Below are 18,958 nucleotides of genomic sequence, written 5' to 3'. Positions count from 1 at the left end.
TCAATTCGGCGGCTTCGAAATCCGCGTCGAGACAGACGTCCGCTCTTGGGCGAAGTGTCAGCGTCAGCTTTTGGCGCATCCCAGCCGGATGGCCTCGTCCCAGGCTGACCCATTGCGGTCGTCGAGATAGTCCGCTTACTGCGACGGCGTTCATATGCGTAGCGGCGACGCCATCTGTCCGGCGGGGCTCCCGCGGCTGTCGGTCCGGGCGCCGCTAGCCGATGCGGCGGCGGGCGGCGGCAGGTCGAGCCGGACCACCAGCCCTCTCGGAGCCCGGTCTAGCAGCGTCATGGTCCCGCCGTGGCCAGCGACGATCTCTTGGACGATCGACAGGCCCAGGCCAAACCCGCCGGGCGCTCCGGAGGCGCGGCTCGCGTCTGCCTTGAAGAACGGCTCTACAACCTTGGCGCGCAGTTCCTTCGGGATGCCGGGGCCGTCGTCCGCCACTTCGATGGAGACGCCGTCGGGCAGCGCCTCAAGCTGCACCACCACCACGCCCGCGAACTTCACGCCGTTGTCCACGAGATTGGTGACGGCGCGCACCAGCGCCTGCGGCTTGCAGTCGAAGGCGAGCCGGGCCGGGCCCTCGTAGGAGACCTGCAGGTCGGCGTTGGCGAAGTCGTGGCAGATCGTCTGAAGCAGGCTCGGCAGGTCGACGCGCGTCTTGGTCTCGGTCGCGACGTCACGCTGCAGATAGGTCAGCGTCTCCTCGATCATCGCGTCGATGCGGCTGATGTCGGTCAGCATCGCGTCGCGGAGTTTCTCGTCGGTCGAGCGTTCGGCGCGCATGCGCAGCCGCGTCAGCGGCGTCCTGAGGTCGTGGCTGATCGCCCGCACCATCCTCGTGCGGCCGTCGATCATCTCGCGGATGCGCGTCCGCATGTCGTTGAGCGCGCGCGCGAGCGCGCTGATCTCGCGCGGGCCGCCCTCCTCGAATGGCCGGTCCGGGCCTTCGTCGGGGCTGAGCGCCTGGGCTTCACGGGCGAACCTCGTCAGCGGTGCCATGATGATGCTGCCGGCGTAGATCGACAGCAGCAGCATCGGAAGCACGATGATGAGGATCTTGATCGCGAAGAAGATCCGCTCCGGATGAAGCAGCGGCAGCGGCGGCCGCGGATCCGGCATGAAGGCGAGCGTCGCGCCGTCGGCGAGCCGCACCGCGATGGCGTCGACGGTCGATCCGCTGGCCATGCGCCGCACGACCTCGGCGTCGAGAGACGTTCCCATCGCCTTGCGGATGTCGAAGACGTCGCAATCGTCGCTGTCGGACGGGGCAAGCTCGGCGCGCGCGGCCTCGGGCGTGAGCCGCTCCACTTTCAGCCCCGTCGCCGAGGTCGCGGCCATGATAGCCGCGGCGGCCTCGGGCGTCGTGGCCGCCGCGAACTGGGCCGTCACCATCTGGATCCGGATCGCGACCTTGCTGGCGTAAGGCGCCTTGTTCTCGGCGCTGTGCAGGAGGCTCGCGATCATCACCATGGCGAGCACCGGGGTGATGGCGAGGAACAGGATCTGGCGGCGGATCGAGCCGCACAGGAACAGCGAGCGCCAGCGGCTCATGAGGCGTCGACCATCGGGGTGAACAGATAGCCGCCGAGCCGGACCGTCTTGATGAGGCTCGGCTCCTTCGGGTTCGGCTCGATCTTCTGGCGGATGCGGCTGATGTGGACGTCGACGCTGCGCTCGACCGGCCCCGCGACGCCCGCATGGGTGAGGGCCAGCAGCTGGTCGCGCGTCAGCACCCGGCCGGCATTGAGGCAGAGCGCCACCAGCAGGTCGAACTCGGCCGTCGTCATGAAAACCTGCGACCCGGCGTCGTCGAGAAGCGTGCGCGAGACGGGATCGATCCGCCAGCCCGCGAAGGACATGGTCTTCGGCCGCTCCGGCCGCTCCGATCCGTAGGACGCGCGGCGCAGCAGGCTCTTGATCCGGGCGAGCAGCTCGCGCGTGTTGAAGGGCTTGGTGACGTAGTCGTCGGCGCCGAATTCGAGGCCCACGATCCGGTCGACGTCCGTCGCCACCGCGGTGAGCATGATGATGGGCGTGCGCATCTCCGCCCTCAGACGCCGGCAGATGCTGAAGCCGTCCTCGCCCGGCAGCATGACGTCGAGCACCACGAGGTCGAAGGCCTGACGGCGCAGCAGCCGGTCCATCTCGGCGCCCGACTGGGCCGAGACCGCCGTATAGCCGTTCTGCGACAGGGTCTCGGCCAGCATGTCGGCGATGTCGCGGTCATCCTCGACGAGGAGGATGGTCGCGGACATCTCCGGCGCGCAGGCCTGCATCTGCATCGTCATCGAACGCCCTTGCGAGACAGTCGTCGCAGTTTAAGTCTCACGCCCGCCCGTGCGCTGTCACGGCGAGAGATGTTTTGTTTTATGAAGCCCTGCCTTTTCAGGGGAAGCGCACGCCGGTGAGCGCCTCCGAGTAGCGCCAAAGCCGCACCGCCGCAGCCCGGTCGAGCGCCTGCGGCGGGGTTCTCGCCAGCGCCGGGCGCCCGCGCGTCTCGCCGAGGCTCGCCGGGCCGTAATAGGTGCCGGGCCTGGCCTGAGGCGAGGTGGCGGCGAACAGCGTCGGCAGCACGCCCTGCGCCGCCGGCTGGAACAGGAACCACAGCATGGACCGGGCGAGGCCTGCGCCGCTCCAGCGGCCGGGCGCGTTGTGCAGCAGGTTGGTGCGCGAGATGCCCGGATGCGCCGCGAGGCTCGTGACGCCCCAGCCGCCGGCGGCGCTCCGGCGCTGAAGCTCGAATGCGAACATCAGGCAGGCGAGTTTGGACTGGCTGTAAACCGGCATCGGCCTGTAGCCCTTCGCGGCGTTAAGGTCGTCGAAGTCGATCGCCCCGTTGCGGGCCGCTATGCTCGACAGCGAGACCACGCGGGCGTCGCGGCCGTTCTTCAGCAGCGGCAGCAGTTGCGCGGTCAGCGCGAAATGGCCGAGATAATTGGCGCCGAGCTGCAGCTCGAAGCCGTCGGCGGTCTCTTGCCGATTGGGCGGCGTCATCACGCCGGCGTTGTTGACGAGCAGGTCGAGGCTGTCGCGCTGGTCGCCGAGGCGTTCGCCGAGATAGGCCACCGACCTGAGATTGGCGAGATCCACCTGCTTGAAGGCGACGTTGGCGTAAGGCTCCTCCCGGCGGATGCGCGCCACTGCGTCGGCGCCCTTTTCAGGGCTGCGGCCGGCGATGATGACCTCGCCGCCCGCCCGGGCGAGCGCGAGGGCCGTCTCAAGGCCGAGCCCGCCGGTTCCTGTGACGACCGCCGATCGCCCCTTTTGCGACGGCATGTCGGCCGCGGTCCACTTCACCATGGGCTGGGCTCCTCTCGTCATAGGCCTGCGGCGCCGCGTCCGAAGGGCAGCGCGCGAGTGGGCTCGCCGGTCAGCGCCAGCATCGCGTTCGCGACCGCGGGCGCGATCGGCGGCACGGCCGGCTCGCCCATGCCGCTTGGGCGGTTGGTCGAGGGCAGGATGTGGGTTTCGACCGCCGGCATCTCGTTCATGCGCAGGCAGCGATAGCGGTCGAAGTTCGTCTCCTGGACGAGCCCCTCCTTCAGCGTGATCGCGCCATGGAGCGCGGCCGAGAGGCCGAAGCCCACAGAGCCCTCCATCTGCGCCGCGATCTGGCCGGGCGAGACCGCGATGCCGCAATCGACCACGCCGACGACGCGGCGCACCGAGGGGCGGGGACCGTCGAGCCGCACCTCCGCGACCTGGCCGACGACCGTGCCAAAACTCTCATGCACCGCCATGCCCCGCGCCCATCCGGGCTCGATTAGCGTCCCCCATCCAGATTTTTGGCGGAGCGCGGCGAGAACCGCGAGGCGTCTGGCGGCCCCGGCCTTCTCGTAGAGCGCCTGCCGGTAGTCGGCCGGATCGCGGCCGACGCGGCGCGCGAGCTGGTCGACGATGTGCTCCATGGCCATAGCCGAGTGGGAGTGGCCAACGGAGCGCCAGAACTGCACCGGCACGGGGAATTTCGGCGTGAACACCTTGCCGTCGACAACCGAGGCGCCCGCGAAGTAGGGGCTGTCCTTGACGCCCTCGGCAGTGAACTCGGTGACGATCGGCAGCAGCGACTGCGCGACCACGTGGTGGCGCCAGCGCGCCGGAAACCCGTCCGGGCCGAGCTCGACCCAGGCGCGGTGATGCGCCATCGGGCGGTAGTAGCCGCCGGTCATGTCATCCTCGCGCGTCCAGATCAGCTTGACCGGGTAGCCGTCGGAGCGCTTGGCGATCCGTACGCATTCGACGAGGCAGTCCGCCGCCATGACGCCGCGCCGACCGAAGGATCCGCCGGCCGGCAGCACCTTGACCTCGACCTTGCCCGGCAGCGTCAGCGCGACGCGCGCGGCCTGGATCTGGTCGACCGTCGCCATCTGGGAGCCCGACAGGATCTCGACGTCCCAGCCGTTGACGCGGGCGACGCAGTCCTGCGTCTCCATCGGCGCGTGGGCGAGATAGGGAAAGTCGATCCCGAACTCGAGCGCGTCCGGCCCGAATGCGGCCTCGGCGTCGCCCTTCGTCTGGAAGGCGCTCGGCGTGATGTCGGTCCGCCCCTCCGCGATCTCGCGAAACCAGCGGACGAGCTCTGGCGAGGAGCGCTTTTCGGCTTGCCTGTCGTCCCACTCGATCCGCAGCGCTTCGCGTCCGCGCCGCGCCGCGAAGGCGTCTTTCGCCAGCACCGCGACGCCGTCGCCGATCGCGAAGGCGTCGACCACGCCCTCGATCCGGAAGGTGTCGCGGGCGTCGAAAGTCTTCAGCGTCCCACCGAAGCGCGGGGGGCGGGCGACCATGGCGGTCAGTATGTCCGGCAGCTGGACGTCCTGCGTGTAGGTCTGGCGGCCGGTGGACTTCGCCAGGCTGTCCTTGCGCGTCACGCGGTCGGTGCCGATGAGGCGGTAAGCTTCCGGAAGCTTCAGCTCCGGCGCGTCGGGCGGCGTCTGGCGCGAGGCGTCCTCGAGCAGCTCGACGAAGCTCGCGGACTTGCCGGAGCCGAGATGCGACACGACGCCGTCGAGCACCATCAGCGACTCCCGAGGCGTATCCCAGCGGTCGGCGGCGGCCGCGACGAACATCGCCCGCGCCGCTGCTCCGGCGTTTCGCAGCACGTCCCAGTTTCCCGCGATCGAGCCGGATCCGGCCGTGAACTGCGGCCCATAGGCGCGAAAATTGCCGCTCGCCTCGACGACCCGGACCTTGTCCCAGTCGGCGTCGAGTTCCTCGGCGACCATCGCGGCGAGGCCCGCATGGACGCCCTGGCCCATCTCCTGCTGCTTGTTGACGACCGTGATCCAGCCGTCGCGGTCGATGCGGATGAAGGGTCCGAAGACGCTTGGCTCCGGATCGCCGCCGCCTGCCTGCAGCACGGAGCCGATCGCCTCGACCGGGTGCGTGGCCGCATAGCCGACGACCATCGCGCCGCCGACCAGCGTCCCGCCGAGGATCAGCCGGCGGCGGGACATGGCGAAGCGGCCCTTTTTCTCGGCCGGGTTTTCGGCGACGGCGGCGCTCATCGGCGGGCCTCCTCTCGGCCGGCCTGCCGTTGCAGCTCCCCGGCGGCGTCGTGGATCGCGGCGCGGATGCGCGGGTAGGTGGCGCAGCGGCAGAGGTTCCCGCTCATCGCCGCGTCGATGTCGGCGTCGCTCGGCGTCTGCACCTCGCGCAGCAGCGCGATCGCACTCATCACCTGGCCCGACTGGCAGAAGCCGCATTGCGGCACGTCACGCGCCACCCATGCGTCGCGCACCGCCTCGGCCTCGCGGCCTTCGACCGCCTCAATGGTGACGATCTCCACCCCCGCGGCGTCCTCGATCGTGAGCGCGCAGGACCGCATCGGCTGGCCGTCGATATGGACCGTGCAGGCCCCGCAGAGCCCCGCGCCGCAGTCATATTTGGTCCCGGTCAGCTTCAGCGTGTCGCGCAGCGCCCAGAGGAGCGGCGTCCGGCCGTCGGCCTCGATGAGGCGCGTTTCGCCGTTGACGATGAGGGAATGGGACATGGCCTGATCCTCTTCAGCTCCAGCCTTCCGGCAGGCGGCGCTGGGAGCGGCGCTGGATCCGGTAAACGGCGGCAGGCGGGACATTGGCGAGCGCGCGGCCGACGCGGGTCGCCTTGAGGCCGAGGCGATCGAGGATGGGCCGGGGAACGGGGCAGTTCGGCCCGTAGGTGAACTGGTAGAAGGCGCCGCCGGGCCTAAGGTGCCGGAACGAGCCGTCGAGAATCGCAATGACCTTGCGCGGCGACATCGAGAGCAGGGGCAGACCGCTCGACACCGCGCCCGCGGCGTCGCCGCCGAAAAGCTCGACCGTGCGCAGCTGAGAGGCGTCCATCCAGAGCGTGGTGGCCTGCGGGAACCTAGCCTCGAGCAGCACGGCGAATTCCGAACCCGCCTCGATCAGCGCGAGCCGGCGTTCGGCCACGCCGCGCTCGATCAGCGCCTGGGTGAAGACGCCTGTGCCGGGCCCGAGCTCGACAACGTTTCCGGTGTCCCCGTCGATTTCGGCCGTGATCGCCTTCGCGAGCGTCGCGCCGGACGGAAAGACGGCCCCGACGCGCAAGGGCGCGGAGAGCCATTCGCGAAGGAAGGTCAGTCCGTCGAGGGTCAGCGTTGCGCTCATCAGGCGGGTCCCGGTTGCGGCGAAGGTGGTTCGCCGTTTCGAGGCCGGACCGTGAGGCGCCGGGACGTTGCCGTGGATTGAGTGTTGTTAAGAGATATTGCGGCGCGGCAAAGGTCTGGCGGCGCAACATTTCTTAACAACACTCAATCCACCGCAACCGAGCGGCCCGCCATCATCATCGGCGAAAGCGATAGCGGCGGCGTCACGCTCCGCATCGCAGAGCCGAAGAGGGAGCGCGCGGATGCGCATCGCCAGACTGAGCGTCGCCTGCGTCGTCTTCGTCGCCCGGGCCGCCGTGTTTGGCGCATCGCTCCTGCTCGCTTCGGAGGCCGCGGCCGAGGCGCCGGCGGGCAGTTCGCTTGCCCTTTCGGATCAGTCGACTGGAGCTCGCTCATGAGGACCGCCAAGACGACCTCCAAGACATCCGCCAAGCCGCGCAAGTCGAGGCTTCGGCATCTGCGCTGGCTCGCGCTCCTGCTGCTGCCGCTGCCCTCGATGGTGGGCTACGCCGGGAGCGGCGACCCGATCAGGACCATGAGCGAGATCTCGAACAGCGCCGCCAAGGGCGACCGGCTGCCAATCGCCCATTCGCCTGGCGCCGCCCGGATCACCTGCGCTCCCATGCGGCAGCGCGGCGACCTCAGCGTCTGTCCGGATATCGCCACGGCGAACTGAAATCGGATCGGGCCGCCCGCACGTCCCGATCCGCCCGGCGGTCGCAAGTCCCCCCACATGGCGACCGCCGGGATCTTCATGACGCTTGGCGATCATAAAGACCTCGCGGAATCCGACCCTTGCGTCCATCTAAATAACATCCATATGCCATCCAGATGGATGGAGACTGCGGAATGGGTTTGAGCCAGACACTGCGCGACAAGGGCGGCGAGACCGAGAAGATCACGGTCAACCTGGGCTTCGTCGATCTTGGCCGCGCAGACCTCCTGGTTCGGGAAGGGTTTTATTCGAACCGCGCCGACTTCATCCGCACAGCCATCCGCAACCAACTTCGCGCGCATGACGACGTCGTCTTGCAGTCGATCGCCCGGCACACCCTTGAACTCGGCCTTCGGGTCTATGCGCGCGCAGACCTGGAGGCCGTCAAAGCCGCCGGCGAAGTGCTGCACGTAAAAGTCGTCGGCCTCACGCGCATCGAACCAGACGTCACGCCCGACCTCGCGCTCGCGGCCATCGGCTCCATCACCGTTCTCGGCGCGCTGCAGGCCAGCGCCGAGGTCAAGGCCGCGCTGGCCGACCGCATCCATTAGGCCAAAAGTCCGAACCAGGATCGTCATCATGAACACGGCATTCGCTGCGGCCATGCGCCGGGCGTCCAAAGAGACGCGCGCCCAAAATCTCGTAGAGGCCACTAGGTTGATTCAAGCCGTCCTCGCCGGGCGTCCGGAGGTCGCCGCCGCGCCAGACGCAGCGTCCGGGGCAAAAGCGATCGGCGCCGATGACGCCCGCTGGTCTCAGGCGGCTGGGCTGTCGCTCGGCGACGCGCTGCGCCACTTTAAGGGCGGCCTCTTGACGCCTGATCCTTTCGCCAAATCGTCGGGAGCGTCCGGTTCAAAGACGCGTGGCGAGACGTCCGTTCCAGGCGGGGCCCGGTTCGAAACCCGCGACTTCGTCTGCGCGGCGGGCGCGAGATCCTACAGACTTTATATTCCCGCCTCCGCGCCCGCACGGCCGCGCGGACTGATCGTCATGCTTCACGGCTGCACGCAGAACCCGGACGACTTCGCGCGCGGCACCGGCATGAACGACGTCGCCGAGACGCGCGGCTTCGCTGTCGCCTATCCGGGCCAGACGCGCTCCGACAACGCCAACGGATGCTGGAACTGGTTTGAGCCGAAGCATCAAGGCCGGGGCGCCGGCGAGCCAGCGATCCTTGCCGGACTGACCCAGTTCATCGTCGCTGAATTCGGGATCGATCCCAGCCAGGTCTTCGTCGCCGGTCTCTCAGCCGGCGGCGCCATGGCGGCCGTGTTGGGAGAGACTTATCCCGAACTCTACGCCGCCGTCGGCGTCCATTCCGGGCTCCCTACTCACACCGCCAAAGACGTCGCATCGGCTTTCGCGGCGATGGGCGGAGGCGGCAAGACTCGAGAGTCTCAAGGGGCACCACGCTATCCGGGCCGCACCATCGTATTTCAGGGCGGAGCCGACAAGACGGTCCATCCATCGAACGCGACCAAGATCCTCGATGCGGCGACGCCTGACGCAGCCTCCATCTCGACGCGGCGCGTCCCGGCCGGAGAAGCGCGCCATCGCCCCGCTGCAATCACGACCATGGCGGATCAGGCGGGCGACACCATCGCCGAACTCTGGCTGGTGGAAGGCGCAGGACACGCCTGGTCCGGCGGCAAGGCCGGCGGCAGCTTCGTCGACCCAATGGGGCCAGACGCGTCTTTGGAGATGATGCGGTTCTTTACCCGCAAAACTTGACGCTTCGGAATGCACGCGCCGGCTCGCAACATCGGCGAGATCATCCGTTCAATCGCGCGGCCATGGGTGTGAAGGCGATTAAAGCGAACACTGCTGAGCCGGCTCCAGCTAAATCGATACTTCGCACTCAAAAAAGTAATATTTGCCACAATCATTTAAAATCTATGAGGCCAGCTGGAGAAAGCACGGGCGCGCAAAATAAATTTCAGCTTAACTTATCAAGGCAAACGCACTTTTCAAATATGTCAAAATAAATTTGGAACGGAACTGCTTGCAAAACATTTGGCTCTTAAGACGCCCACGCGTTGGGTGGCGACTTAAGGCGCTTCAAGCCCGCTCGGGCGCCCTCGATTTTAGGCCGATTCACTTCACGCCCGCGCGGTCCGCAGAGAATGCGCCGCAGTCGCTGTGCGCGTCAGCTGTTTTCAAGCTTTAGGACAGGACGATCGCTTGCGTATTGGCGTCATATCGCATTTGAGACATCCGATCGCAGAGCCGTTCGCTGGCGGCCTCGAGGCTCACACGTTCTCGCTCGCCAGCGGCCTCCGGCGGCGAGGTCATCACGTGACGGTGTTCGCTTCGACGGCCTCCGATCCTCGGATCGGCCTCGAGGCGATCTGCGAAGAGACGGCGTTGACGGAACTTGGGCTTGAGGAAGCCTCAGACGTTCCATTTTTCAAAGAGCATCACGCCTATCTGAGCCTGATGAGCCATCTCCGACGGCGCTCGTTCGACGTCATTCACAACAACTCGCTGCACTATCTGCCCGTGTCGATGGCCGACACCCTTTCGGCCCCGATGGTCACGACGCTGCACACGCCACCGTTCTGCTGGCTTGAAAGCGGCGTGCGGCTCTGCGCTGCGCCTCGTTCGGTGTTCGTCGGCGTGTCGCAGTCAATCCGCAACGCATGGAGCCCTGTCGCGAAGATCGACGATGTCGTCACAAACGGCATCGACCTGGCGCGCTTCGCTTTCCGGGCCACGCCGGATGTAGAGCCCTATTTGATCTGGTTTGGCCGCATCGTTCCCGAAAAAGGTCTCGATCTCGCGATCGACGCGGCCCGATCTATCGGCGCGAGGTTGCGGATCGCCGGCCCAATCTTGGACGCTGATTTCTACGAACAGAAGATCGCGCCGAGGCTCGGCTCCGACATCGTCTATCTCGGCCATCTCGCCCATCCCGAACTGTCGCGAGCAGTCGGCGGAGCGCGAGCGCTTCTTTGCACCCCGCAATGGGAGGAGCCCTACGGCCTCGTCGTGGCGGAAGCGCTCGCCTGCGGCGTGCCGGTCGCGGCCTTCGCGCGCGGCGCGATTCCCGAAATCCTCGACCTGTTCTCCGGCGTGCTGGCGACGCCCGACGACGTCGGATCGCTCGCGGCTGCGGCGCTTGAGGCCCAGCGGCTTGATCGACGCGCCTGCCGCCGCCGGGCTGAGGCGCATTGCGACGCCGAGGCGATGATCGACGGCTACGAGCTCATCTACGAGCGCCTGACCCGGCACGCCCATCCGATCCGGGCGGCCGCCAAGACCGCCGCGAACCTTACGGCGCGCATCTCCGCGCCGGTCCCCGTTTGACAAGGACGCCCATCATGGCTGACGCCAAAAAGACAAAGAAGCCGACCGCTGAGGCCTCTCATGGCGCGGGTGGCGAACTTCACCAGACCGCCTCGGTGCCCGAAGCCCGGATCACAACCAATCACGGCGTTCCGATAAGCGACAACCAGAACTCGCTGAAGGGCGGCGGCCGAGGCCCGACGCTGCTCGAGGACTTCGTTCTCCGGGAGAAGATCCACCACTTTGACCACGAACGCATTCCGGAGCGCATCGTCCATGCGCGCGGATCGGCGGCCCACGGCTTCTTCGAGTTGACGGAGTCGCTCGCCGACGTCACCACCGCGAAGGTGCTGACCGAGGTCGGCAAGAAGACGGAAGTCTTCACGCGCTTCTCCACGGTGGCCGGCGGCGCAGGATCGGTCGACACCCCGCGCGACGTCCGCGGCTTCGCGGTGAAGTTCTATACGAACGAAGGCAACTGGGACCTCGTCGGCAACAACATCCCGGTGTTCTTCATCCAGGATGCGATCAAGTTTCCGGACCTGATCCACTCGGTGAAGATGGAGGCCGACAGCGGCTATCCACAGGCGGCTTCCGCGCACGACACATTTTGGGACTTCATCAGCCTGATGCCTGAGTCGACCCACATGAACATGTGGGCGATGTCCGACCGAGGCATTCCGCGCTCGCTCAGAATGATGGAGGGGTTCGGCGTCAACACCTTCCGCCTTTTGAACGAGGACGGCGTCGCGACGCTGGTCAAATTCCACTGGCGGCCCAAGCTCGGGACGCAGTCCACCTGCTGGGACGAGGCGGTCAAGATCGCCGGCGCCGACCCGGACTACCACCGCCGCGACCTTTATGAGGCGATCGCCGACGGCTCGTTCCCCGAATGGGAGTTCGGCGTCCAGCTCTTCACGCAGAAAGAAGCCGACGCGCTGCCGTTCGACATCCTCGACGCGACCAAGCTCGTGCCCGAGGAGGTCGCGCCGATCCGCATCATCGGCCGCATGGTGCTGAACCGCAACCCCGACAACTTCTTCGCCGAGACCGAGCAGGTCGCCTTCCTGCCGACCAACATGCCGCCCGGAATCGACGTGTCGGAGGATCCGCTGCTGCAAGGGCGGCTGTTCTCCTACCAAGACACCCAGCTGTCTCGGCTCGGCACGGTGAACTTCCACCAGATCCCGATCAACCAGGCCAAGGGCTGCCCGTTCCAGAACTTCCAGCGCGACGGGCAGATGCAGACGCACGTTTCGAAGGGCCGCGCCAACTACGAGCCGAACAGCCTTAGCGAGTCCGGAGAGGACGGCGGCCCGCGCGCCGATCCGAAGGGCGGCTTCCGCACGGCCGCTGTCCCGCTCGAAGGGACCAAGATTCGCATCCGGTCGGAGACTTTCGCCGACCACTTCAGCCAGGCGCGTCTGTTCTTCAGGTCGCAGACAGGTCCGGAACAGGCCCATCTCGCGAGCGCGATCGTGTTCGAGCTGTCGAAGGTTTCGCTCAACCACGTGCGTCTGCGCGTGCTCGCCAACCTCATGAATGTCGACGAGGAGCTCGCGACGCGCGTCGCCGCGGGGCTCGCCATCGACCTGCCGAAAAAGGCGGACGCCGCGGTCGAGCCGATCGACCTCGATCTGTCGCCGGCGCTCCGCATCGTCGGCAAATATCCCGAGACGCTCGAAGGCCGGCAGATCGGCGTGCTCGTGACCGACGACGCCGACGGCAAGATAGTAGACGCGCTGAAGGCCGCGGCCGAAGGTGAAGGCGCCAAGGTCAAGATCGTCGCGCTCAAGATCGGCGGCGTGACGCTCAAAGGTGGCAAGAAGCTGAAGGCCGACGCCCAGCTTCAGGGCGCGCCGTCCGTGATTTTCGACGCGGTCGCGATCGTCGCGTCCCAGGCCGGGTGTTCCGGGCTCCTGAAGGAAGGCGCGGCCGTCGACTTCGCCAAGGACGCCTTCGGTCATCTGAAGGCGATCGGCCATACCGAGGAAGCTCAACCCCTACTCGACAAGGCGGGCGTCGAGCCTGACGCAGGCGTCGTGGATCTTGGAGGGGGGGCGGATGCGTTCCTCACACCGGCGCGCACCCGTCAGTGGGATCGCGAGCCGAGCGTCCGCATCCTCGCTTGAGCGCCGACGTGACCAGCCACCGGCATCTTCCGCCCCTGGCGATTACCGTCGGGGGCTTCTGCGTTTGCGTGCCGGCGCGCGATGAAGTCCATCGCATCGGACGGCTGCTCGCGGCCCTCGCGGCGCAAGACCATCTCGGTGCGATTCCAGTGGTGATCGCGCTTAACAACACCACCGACGCCTCCCGCTACGTGATCGAGGCCGTCGGCCGGCGCCACGTCGATCGATTGGACATCCATCTTGACGAGCACGTGTTTCCGGAAGATCTGGCGCATGCTGGTTCAGCCCGACGGCGCGCCATGGACCTCGGCTTCAGGCGGCTCGGCGGAACCGGCGTACTGCTGACAACGGATGCCGACGCCCGGCCGCCGCCAAATTGGGTGGCTGCGAACCTGAAGGCCATCGCCGCAGGCGCCGACATCGTCGGCGGCGCTCTCGCCCTCGACGAGGATGAGCCCGCCGCCTCCGCGATCATCGATCGCTGGGCGTTGCTCGCGCGCTATTGGGCGATCGTCAGGACGATCGAGGACGAAATCGACCCGAAGCCATGGGACCCGCAGCCGCGTCACGGCGACCACACCGGCGCCAGTCTTGCGGTCACCGCAAAAGCCTATCGCGCGGTCGGCGGCGTCCCCGTCGTTCCGCTCGGCGAGGACGTAGCGCTGGTGAACGCCGTTGTAGCCATGGGAGGTCGGCTGGCCCATCCAATCGACGTCCAAGTCAAGGTCTCGCCCCGGCTCGTCGGCCGTGCCGCGGGCGGCATGGCCGAGGCCATGGTGGCGCTCTCAGGCGATCCCGATCGTCCCCGGACGCTGACGGCGCCAGGTTTCAGACATTGGCGAGAGCGCGCCGAATGGCGGCGCGCGCTACGCGGCCGTCCAGACGGCTACGCTGAAATCGCAAGGCTCGAGCCGACGCTGCCGCCGATGCCATGCGACATGGCTCTTGAGCCGGAGACAGTCCGATGAGCGGCGCGATCGGCTATTACGTCCACCATCACGGGCAAGGTCACCGCCAGCGCGCCATGGCGATCGCCGCCCACGCGCCGAACCGCTTCACCCTGATCGGCACCGGACTGGCCGACCTACCGGAGCCCTTTCGACGTATCGATCTCGCAGATGACCGTCTGACGAAAGACAACACTTTCGAGGGGTTCGACGGCGGAGCCGAACGGCCGGACGCGCTCCATTACGCGCCCATCGCCCATGACGGCGTTCGCGCCCGAAACCTTGCGATGGTCGAGTGGATCGCGCGTGAGAAGCCGGCCGCGATCGTGGTCGATGTTTCGGTCGAAACCGCGATGCTGGCCCGGCTCTGCGCGACGCCGACGATCTATGTGCGTCTTGCGGGACACCGCAACGATCCCGCCCATCTCGACGCTTTTCGGGGCGCCCGGGCGTTGCTGTCGCCGTTTCACGCCGACCTGGACGATCCGGAGATGGCGGACTGGATCCTCGCCAAGACCCGGTATGCGCCTGGCCTCACTGGTCCCGGCGCGGCCCCCAGGCCTTGCGACCGGGTGGTTCTGGTCGTGGTCGGCGCCGGCGGCTCCGTCATCGACGGAGAGCGACTGGCCGCTGCGGCCAGGTCGACGCCGGATCTCAGGTGGCGGGTCATCGGTTCGGTCAAACCGGCCCCGGTCGTGCCGGACAATCTGAAGATGCTTGGGTGGGTGAGCGACGCTGACCGCGAGATCGCTCAGGCCGGCGTCGTGATCGGAGCCGCGGGCGACGGCGTGCTCGGCGCGGTCGCGGCCGCGGCGCGCCCCTTCGTCTGCCTGCCTGAGCCGCGCCCCTATGGGGAGCAGGTCGCCAAAGGACGTCGTCTCCGCGCTCTCGACGCCGCCGTGGTGTTGGACAAATGGCCCGAAGCTGCGGACTGGCCCGAGGTTCTTGAGCGCGCTCGGCGGCTTGATAGACAGCGCATCTATGCCCTGCACGACTCGCAGGGAACCGAGAAGGCGGCCGCGTTCCTGCTCGAGGTCGCGGGCCGATGACAAACATGCCGTCCACGGCCCTGCATCTCTACATGCTCTCAAGCGCACTGACTGAACTCGGCGCCCGCTATGACGCGGCCCCTGACTATCCGGCTGACAGCTTGGCGCTTTTGGTTCGCAGCGGTCTCCACGCGACCTTCGCGCCAGAAGAGTGCGGCGGGCAGCGTTTCACAGATCCGACGGCGGAAAACATTGCTTTGCTCGATTGCCTTCGTCTCGTTGGACGCGCCGACCTGAGCCTTGGCCGCATCTTCGAAGGTCACGTGAACGCCCTGAAGCTGTACAACTGGTATGGCTCGGAAGCGCAGAAACGGCGCCTGAGAGACGATCTGAGCCTCGGGCGGATCTTCGGTTGCTGGGCGACGGAACCTAAGCCTGGCGTCACGCTCGAAGCGGATCCGTTCGGCTGGCGGCTGACAGGAGCGAAGCGCTTTGCGACCGGGGCCGGCGGAATCGATTTCGCCGTCATCACGGCTCAGCCAGCGGAAGGCCTTCGGCGGCTTGCGATAGTGCCCGCCAACGCGCCCGAGCGCGCCGACAATGCCAGCTGGCGGGTTCGCGGCATGCGCGCAACAATGAGCGGGACATATGACGTCGGCGGTTTGCGTCTCACCGAGGACGATCTTCTCGGCGGGCCGGGCGACTATGATCGCGAGCCGCGCTTCACTGCGGGAGCCTGGCGATTCTGTGCAGTCCAACTCGGTGGCGCAGAGGCGCTGCTCGTCGAGACGAGAAACGTGATGTCGGACGGAGCGCGCGCCGATCCCCTCCAGCGCGCGACCTTTGGCGCCGCGGTGGCCGCGGTGCGCACCGCCTATCTCTGGACCCGCGAGGCCGCGGTCCGAGCCGCCGCCGACGACCCCGACGCGGTCCCCTTTGTGCAGATGACGCGCGGGGTCGTAGAACGCGCCGCGCTCGATGCGATGGAGGCGGCCGCCCGTCTCGCCGGCACGCGCAGCGCGTTCGAGGGGCAGCGCATCGACAAGATCACCCGCGACTTGAGCCTCTATTTGCGTCAGGCGGGGCCCGACCACGCGCGTGATCAGGCGGCGATCGCGTGGCTCGATCATGATGTCTGGGGCGCAGGAGACGAACTTTGGTGACATCCGGCGTCTCCGCCCAACCGCTGTCACGCAGTCAATGGGCGACCGCGCGCTGGCTGGTGCTCGCCCCGCATGCCGACGACGAGACGATCGGGGCGGGCGCGCTGATCGCCACCGCCGCGAGACGGGGACGGCTCGCCGGCGTCGCCTTCGTGACCGACGGCGCCGGGTCGCATCCTCACGCCGATGGTCGCAGCCGCGCGATGCTTGTCGCGTTGAGGCGACGCGAGGCCGAGCGCGCTATGAGGCGGCTCGCGCCCGCCGCGCCCGCGGTGACGTTCCTCGACTGGCCCGACGCCGCTCCGCCGGCGGAAGGCGAGCCGGCGTTCGAGCGCGCGCTTTCTCGTCTCTCAGCCCATTGCCGCCGCGAGCGCGTCGACGCTGTTGCGGTCACCGCGCTGCATGAGCCGCATTGCGATCACGAGGCCGCATGTCGCCTCGCCTACGCGCTCCAGAAGCGCGCCTTCCTGCCCCTCGCCGTGTTCGAATATCTCGTATGGGCGGACGGTCCGCCTGACGGAAGCTATCGCGCGCTGCGCACCGGCGTCGCCCCGACCGGTCCGCGGCGCCTCGCGCTGGCGGCGCATCGCAGCCAGACGACTCCGCTCGAGGGCGAAGGTTTTCGGCTACCGACGCGCCATTTCAAGTCTCCGCCGTTCGACCTGCTTTATGTGAGGAGCGCCGCCCATGGAGGATAAGCGCTCGCTGACGCCGGACTATTTCGAGCGCATGTACGCCGAAACGTCAGATCCATGGGGGTTCGAGACCAGCGCTTACGAAGCTGCGAAATACGACCGCACGATCGCCGCCTTAGGCAGTCGTCGATATCTCCGTGCGCTCGAGGTCGGATGCGCCAACGGCGTGCTCACCCGCAGGCTCGCAGCGCATGCCCGCGAGCTTTTCGCGATCGACGCCAGCGCGACCGCGCTCGACCGCGCCCGTGAGCGCTGCGCGGATCTGAAGAATGTCCGCGTCCAGCGGATGACGTTCCCGCTCGATGCCCCGGTCGACTGCCGCTTCGATCTCGTGGTGCTGTCCGAGGTGGCCTACTACTGGGGGAGCGATGATCTAGCCCTCGCGGCCGCCTGGCTGCTCAGCCATCTGGCGATCGACGGCGAGCTTCTTATGGTCCATTGGACCGGTGAGACCGATTATCCACAGACGGCCGACGAGGCTGTTGAAGGCTTGAGCGCAGGGTTTGAGGGCGGCCCCGAGGTCTTGCGAGCCGAGCGCGCAGCCCAGTACCGGCTCGACCTCTGGCGTCGGCGTTGACAGGCCTCAGCGTCCTCACGCTCGCAAAAGGCCGCGCCGGCCATCTGGCGAACCTCATAGAAGGTTTGAGGCGCAGCGATCTCCCGCCCGATGAACTCGTCATTGTCGATATGGGCGGGGCGCCGGATGAACTCCCCGAAACACCTTTCCCGGTCCGCAGGGAAAGGATCGCAGGCGAGGGCCTACCGCTGGCCGCCGCCCGAAACCGCGCGGCGTCGAGCGCCCAGCATGACCATCTCCTGTTCCTCGACGTCGATTGCATCCCCGCCGCACGCCTCGTCGCCGCGATGTCGGAGACACTCGGCGCCCACGATGCGCTGATCTGCCCGGAAGTGCTTTATCTCGGACCCGAAGACGCCCGTAAGGTTTGGCGGGAGGACGATCTGATCCGTAGAGGGGCGCCGCATCCGGTGCGACCGTTCCCGACTTCAGGGCTGTCGAAGGAGTCGAACGCCGGCCTGTTCTGGTCGCTGGCCTTCGGGATTCGGCGCAATCGCTTCGCGGCCTTGGGCGGCTTCGACGAGGCGTTCACCGGCTAAGGCGCCGAAGACACCGACTTTGGGTTTCGCGCAAAAGCCTCAGGTCTGCCGTTGCTTCTGATGGCGGGACCCGGGGCCTTCCATCAGCATCATCCGGTGTCCGATCCGCCAATCGAACATCTCAACGACATTCTTCGAAACGCAGAGACGTTTCACGCGAAGTGGGGCGTCTGGCCGATGCGTGGTTGGCTCGACGCCTTCGAAGCGCGCGGCCTCATTACGCTTGCAGACGAAGTGATCCGTCGGCGCTAAGTCCGGCGAACGGACGATAACCGGGGGAAGCGACAATGACATCGCCGAGTTCCGCCAAGCAGGGGCACGCAGGCTTCAAGTTTCTCAAGACGCTGTAGCGCTCCACCGGAGACGCCGGCGGAGCGCATGAGTCAACCTAGGTGATTTACTTGCCAGAGCCGGTCGTAGGGGTTTCGCTATGGCCGCGGAGATCCTTGGCCTGATTGTCGGAGCTGCCGGCGGAGGTCGGCTTCTCGCCCTTCATCTCCATCGATCCGGACGACGAGCCGCCCTTCATCTCGCTCTTCATCGAGCCAGACGAGTCCTTCATTTTCATCCCGTCGGTCTGCGAGCCGCTGGTTGCGTTGTTTTCCGTGCCGGTGGCCTGAGCCATGGCGAAGGAGGTCGAGGCAGCGAGCAGGGCTGCGGCGGCGCTGGTCGTGAAGATATTTTTGAAGGTCATGACGTTTCCTTATTATTTGAGGACTTAAACGAGAGAGATCAGTGAAGCCCAGCAATGCTGCGCCCGCTCGGACCACTCGAATAAGCGACCGAAATGACGTCAGTCATTTAACAATACGAAGCTCTGGAGATTTTTGTTTCTCATCGCGCGTAAAATTCTGGATTATATTTTTTTAGAACGAGCGGAACGAATATTGATACATATAAATACATATCCGGAGATTGCTCAGATGCCAGCGTACCAGGCGTATCCATTGTCTTCCCAATAGCCGCCCTTTCCGCCGCCGATCTCGTCGAAACTGGCGACGGCTTCGATCCTCATGACGTATTTGGCCATCTTGTAGCCGAGCTGACGTTCCACCCGCAGCCTGAGCGGCGCGCCGTGCTCGACCTTCAGCGGTTGGCCGTTCATTTCGTAGGCGAGGATCGTTTGCGGGTGGACGGCATCCACGAGATCGACGCTCTCGTAGTAGCGGACTGGCGAGCCGTCCTCGGCGTTCTCCATCGTGTCCGCGCAGTGGAACACGACATACCGCGCCTGCGGCTTCAGCCGCGCCTTCTCGATGAGCGCGGCGAGCGGAGCGCCGGTCCACTTGCCGATGCAGCTCCA

Annotated in this window: 19 protein-coding genes; 11 read left to right on the top strand and 8 right to left on the bottom strand. The window is 66.8% G+C overall.

Annotated elements, in window-relative coordinates; genetic code table 11:
• Positions 1-150: 150 nt before the first annotated feature.
• The 6 genes from ACFOWB_RS25885 to ACFOWB_RS25860 form a co-directional block, all read right to left on the bottom strand.
• Positions 151-1,557 (bottom strand): sensor histidine kinase, encoded by a 1,407-nt coding sequence (locus ACFOWB_RS25885; protein ID WP_261405350.1) that lies wholly within the window; start codon positions 1,555-1,557, stop codon positions 151-153.
• Positions 1,554-2,294 carry a response regulator gene (locus ACFOWB_RS25880; protein ID WP_261405351.1) on the bottom strand — a complete coding sequence of 247 codons (741 nt, stop codon included), beginning with the start codon at positions 2,292-2,294 and terminating at the stop codon, positions 1,554-1,556. The genes ACFOWB_RS25885 and ACFOWB_RS25880 overlap by 4 nt, the downstream gene beginning before the upstream one ends.
• 97 nt (positions 2,295-2,391) lie before the next feature.
• Complete coding sequence (locus tag ACFOWB_RS25875; RefSeq protein ID WP_261405352.1) at positions 2,392-3,306, bottom strand: SDR family oxidoreductase; 915 nt, start codon at positions 3,304-3,306, stop codon at positions 2,392-2,394.
• A gap of 17 nt (positions 3,307-3,323) precedes the next feature.
• On the bottom strand, positions 3,324-5,510 hold the full coding sequence (locus tag ACFOWB_RS25870) for a xanthine dehydrogenase family protein molybdopterin-binding subunit (protein ID WP_378150245.1): 2,187 nt from the start codon (positions 5,508-5,510) through the stop codon (positions 3,324-3,326).
• Positions 5,507-5,995 carry a (2Fe-2S)-binding protein gene (locus ACFOWB_RS25865; protein ID WP_378150243.1) on the bottom strand — a complete coding sequence of 163 codons (489 nt, stop codon included), beginning with the start codon at positions 5,993-5,995 and terminating at the stop codon, positions 5,507-5,509. The genes ACFOWB_RS25870 and ACFOWB_RS25865 overlap by 4 nt, the downstream gene beginning before the upstream one ends.
• Before the next feature lie 13 nt (positions 5,996-6,008).
• Positions 6,009-6,614 (bottom strand): class I SAM-dependent methyltransferase, encoded by a 606-nt coding sequence (locus ACFOWB_RS25860; protein WP_378150241.1) that lies wholly within the window; start codon positions 6,612-6,614, stop codon positions 6,009-6,011.
• A gap of 393 nt (positions 6,615-7,007) precedes the next feature.
• Here ACFOWB_RS25860 and ACFOWB_RS25855 point away from each other — a divergent pair, with 393 nt between their 5' ends.
• The 11 genes from ACFOWB_RS25855 to ACFOWB_RS25805 all read left to right on the top strand — a co-directional run bounded on the left by ACFOWB_RS25855 (position 7,008) and on the right by ACFOWB_RS25805 (position 17,655).
• Positions 7,008-7,289 (top strand): hypothetical protein, encoded by a 282-nt coding sequence (locus ACFOWB_RS25855; protein ID WP_261405355.1) that lies wholly within the window; start codon positions 7,008-7,010, stop codon positions 7,287-7,289.
• Positions 7,290-7,462: 173 nt separating this feature from the next.
• Complete coding sequence (locus ACFOWB_RS25850; RefSeq protein WP_378150239.1) at positions 7,463-7,879, top strand: CopG family transcriptional regulator; 417 nt, start codon at positions 7,463-7,465, stop codon at positions 7,877-7,879.
• A gap of 28 nt (positions 7,880-7,907) precedes the next feature.
• Positions 7,908-9,059: an extracellular catalytic domain type 1 short-chain-length polyhydroxyalkanoate depolymerase gene (locus ACFOWB_RS25845; protein WP_378150237.1), complete on the top strand. Its 1,152-nt coding sequence runs from the start codon at positions 7,908-7,910 to the stop codon at positions 9,057-9,059.
• Positions 9,060-9,467: 408 nt separating this feature from the next.
• Positions 9,468-10,634 (top strand): glycosyltransferase, encoded by a 1,167-nt coding sequence (locus tag ACFOWB_RS25840; protein ID WP_261405357.1) that lies wholly within the window; start codon positions 9,468-9,470, stop codon positions 10,632-10,634.
• A gap of 14 nt (positions 10,635-10,648) precedes the next feature.
• Entirely contained in the window at positions 10,649-12,745 is a 2,097-nt protein-coding gene (locus ACFOWB_RS25835; protein ID WP_261405358.1) for a catalase, read from the top strand.
• Positions 12,742-13,713, top strand: coding sequence for a glycosyltransferase (locus ACFOWB_RS25830; RefSeq protein ID WP_378150234.1), 972 nt, complete (start codon positions 12,742-12,744; stop codon positions 13,711-13,713). The genes ACFOWB_RS25835 and ACFOWB_RS25830 overlap by 4 nt, the downstream gene beginning before the upstream one ends.
• Complete coding sequence (locus tag ACFOWB_RS25825) at positions 13,710-14,741, top strand: glycosyltransferase (protein ID WP_261405360.1); 1,032 nt, start codon at positions 13,710-13,712, stop codon at positions 14,739-14,741. Before ACFOWB_RS25830 ends, ACFOWB_RS25825 begins: the two co-directional genes overlap by 4 nt.
• A 5-nt stretch (positions 14,742-14,746) precedes the next feature.
• The gene (locus tag ACFOWB_RS25820) at positions 14,747-15,844 is read left to right on the top strand and encodes an acyl-CoA dehydrogenase (protein WP_378150231.1); all 1,098 of its coding nucleotides are present in this window, start codon (positions 14,747-14,749) and stop codon (positions 15,842-15,844) included.
• On the top strand, positions 15,841-16,542 hold the full coding sequence (locus ACFOWB_RS25815) for a PIG-L deacetylase family protein (RefSeq protein WP_261405362.1): 702 nt from the start codon (positions 15,841-15,843) through the stop codon (positions 16,540-16,542). Before ACFOWB_RS25820 ends, ACFOWB_RS25815 begins: the two co-directional genes overlap by 4 nt.
• Positions 16,532-17,116, top strand: coding sequence for a class I SAM-dependent DNA methyltransferase (locus ACFOWB_RS25810; protein ID WP_261405363.1), 585 nt, complete (start codon positions 16,532-16,534; stop codon positions 17,114-17,116). Before ACFOWB_RS25815 ends, ACFOWB_RS25810 begins: the two co-directional genes overlap by 11 nt.
• Positions 17,113-17,655, top strand: coding sequence for a glycosyltransferase (locus tag ACFOWB_RS25805; protein ID WP_378150228.1), 543 nt, complete (start codon positions 17,113-17,115; stop codon positions 17,653-17,655). The genes ACFOWB_RS25810 and ACFOWB_RS25805 overlap by 4 nt, the downstream gene beginning before the upstream one ends.
• 397 nt (positions 17,656-18,052) lie before the next feature.
• On the opposite strand, the gene ACFOWB_RS25800 is transcribed toward ACFOWB_RS25805, so the two are convergent.
• On the bottom strand, positions 18,053-18,349 hold the full coding sequence (locus ACFOWB_RS25800) for a hypothetical protein (protein ID WP_378150226.1): 297 nt from the start codon (positions 18,347-18,349) through the stop codon (positions 18,053-18,055).
• 225 nt (positions 18,350-18,574) lie between these two features.
• The coding region (locus ACFOWB_RS25795; protein WP_378150224.1) for a molybdopterin-dependent oxidoreductase at positions 18,575-18,958 on the bottom strand (384 nt) is incomplete at its 5' end.

The organism is Chenggangzhangella methanolivorans, from assembly GCF_042648545.1.
Taxonomy (GTDB): domain Bacteria; phylum Pseudomonadota; class Alphaproteobacteria; order Rhizobiales; family Methylopilaceae; genus Methylopila; species Methylopila methanolivorans.
This window is presented reverse-complemented; position numbering and strand designations above follow the sequence as displayed.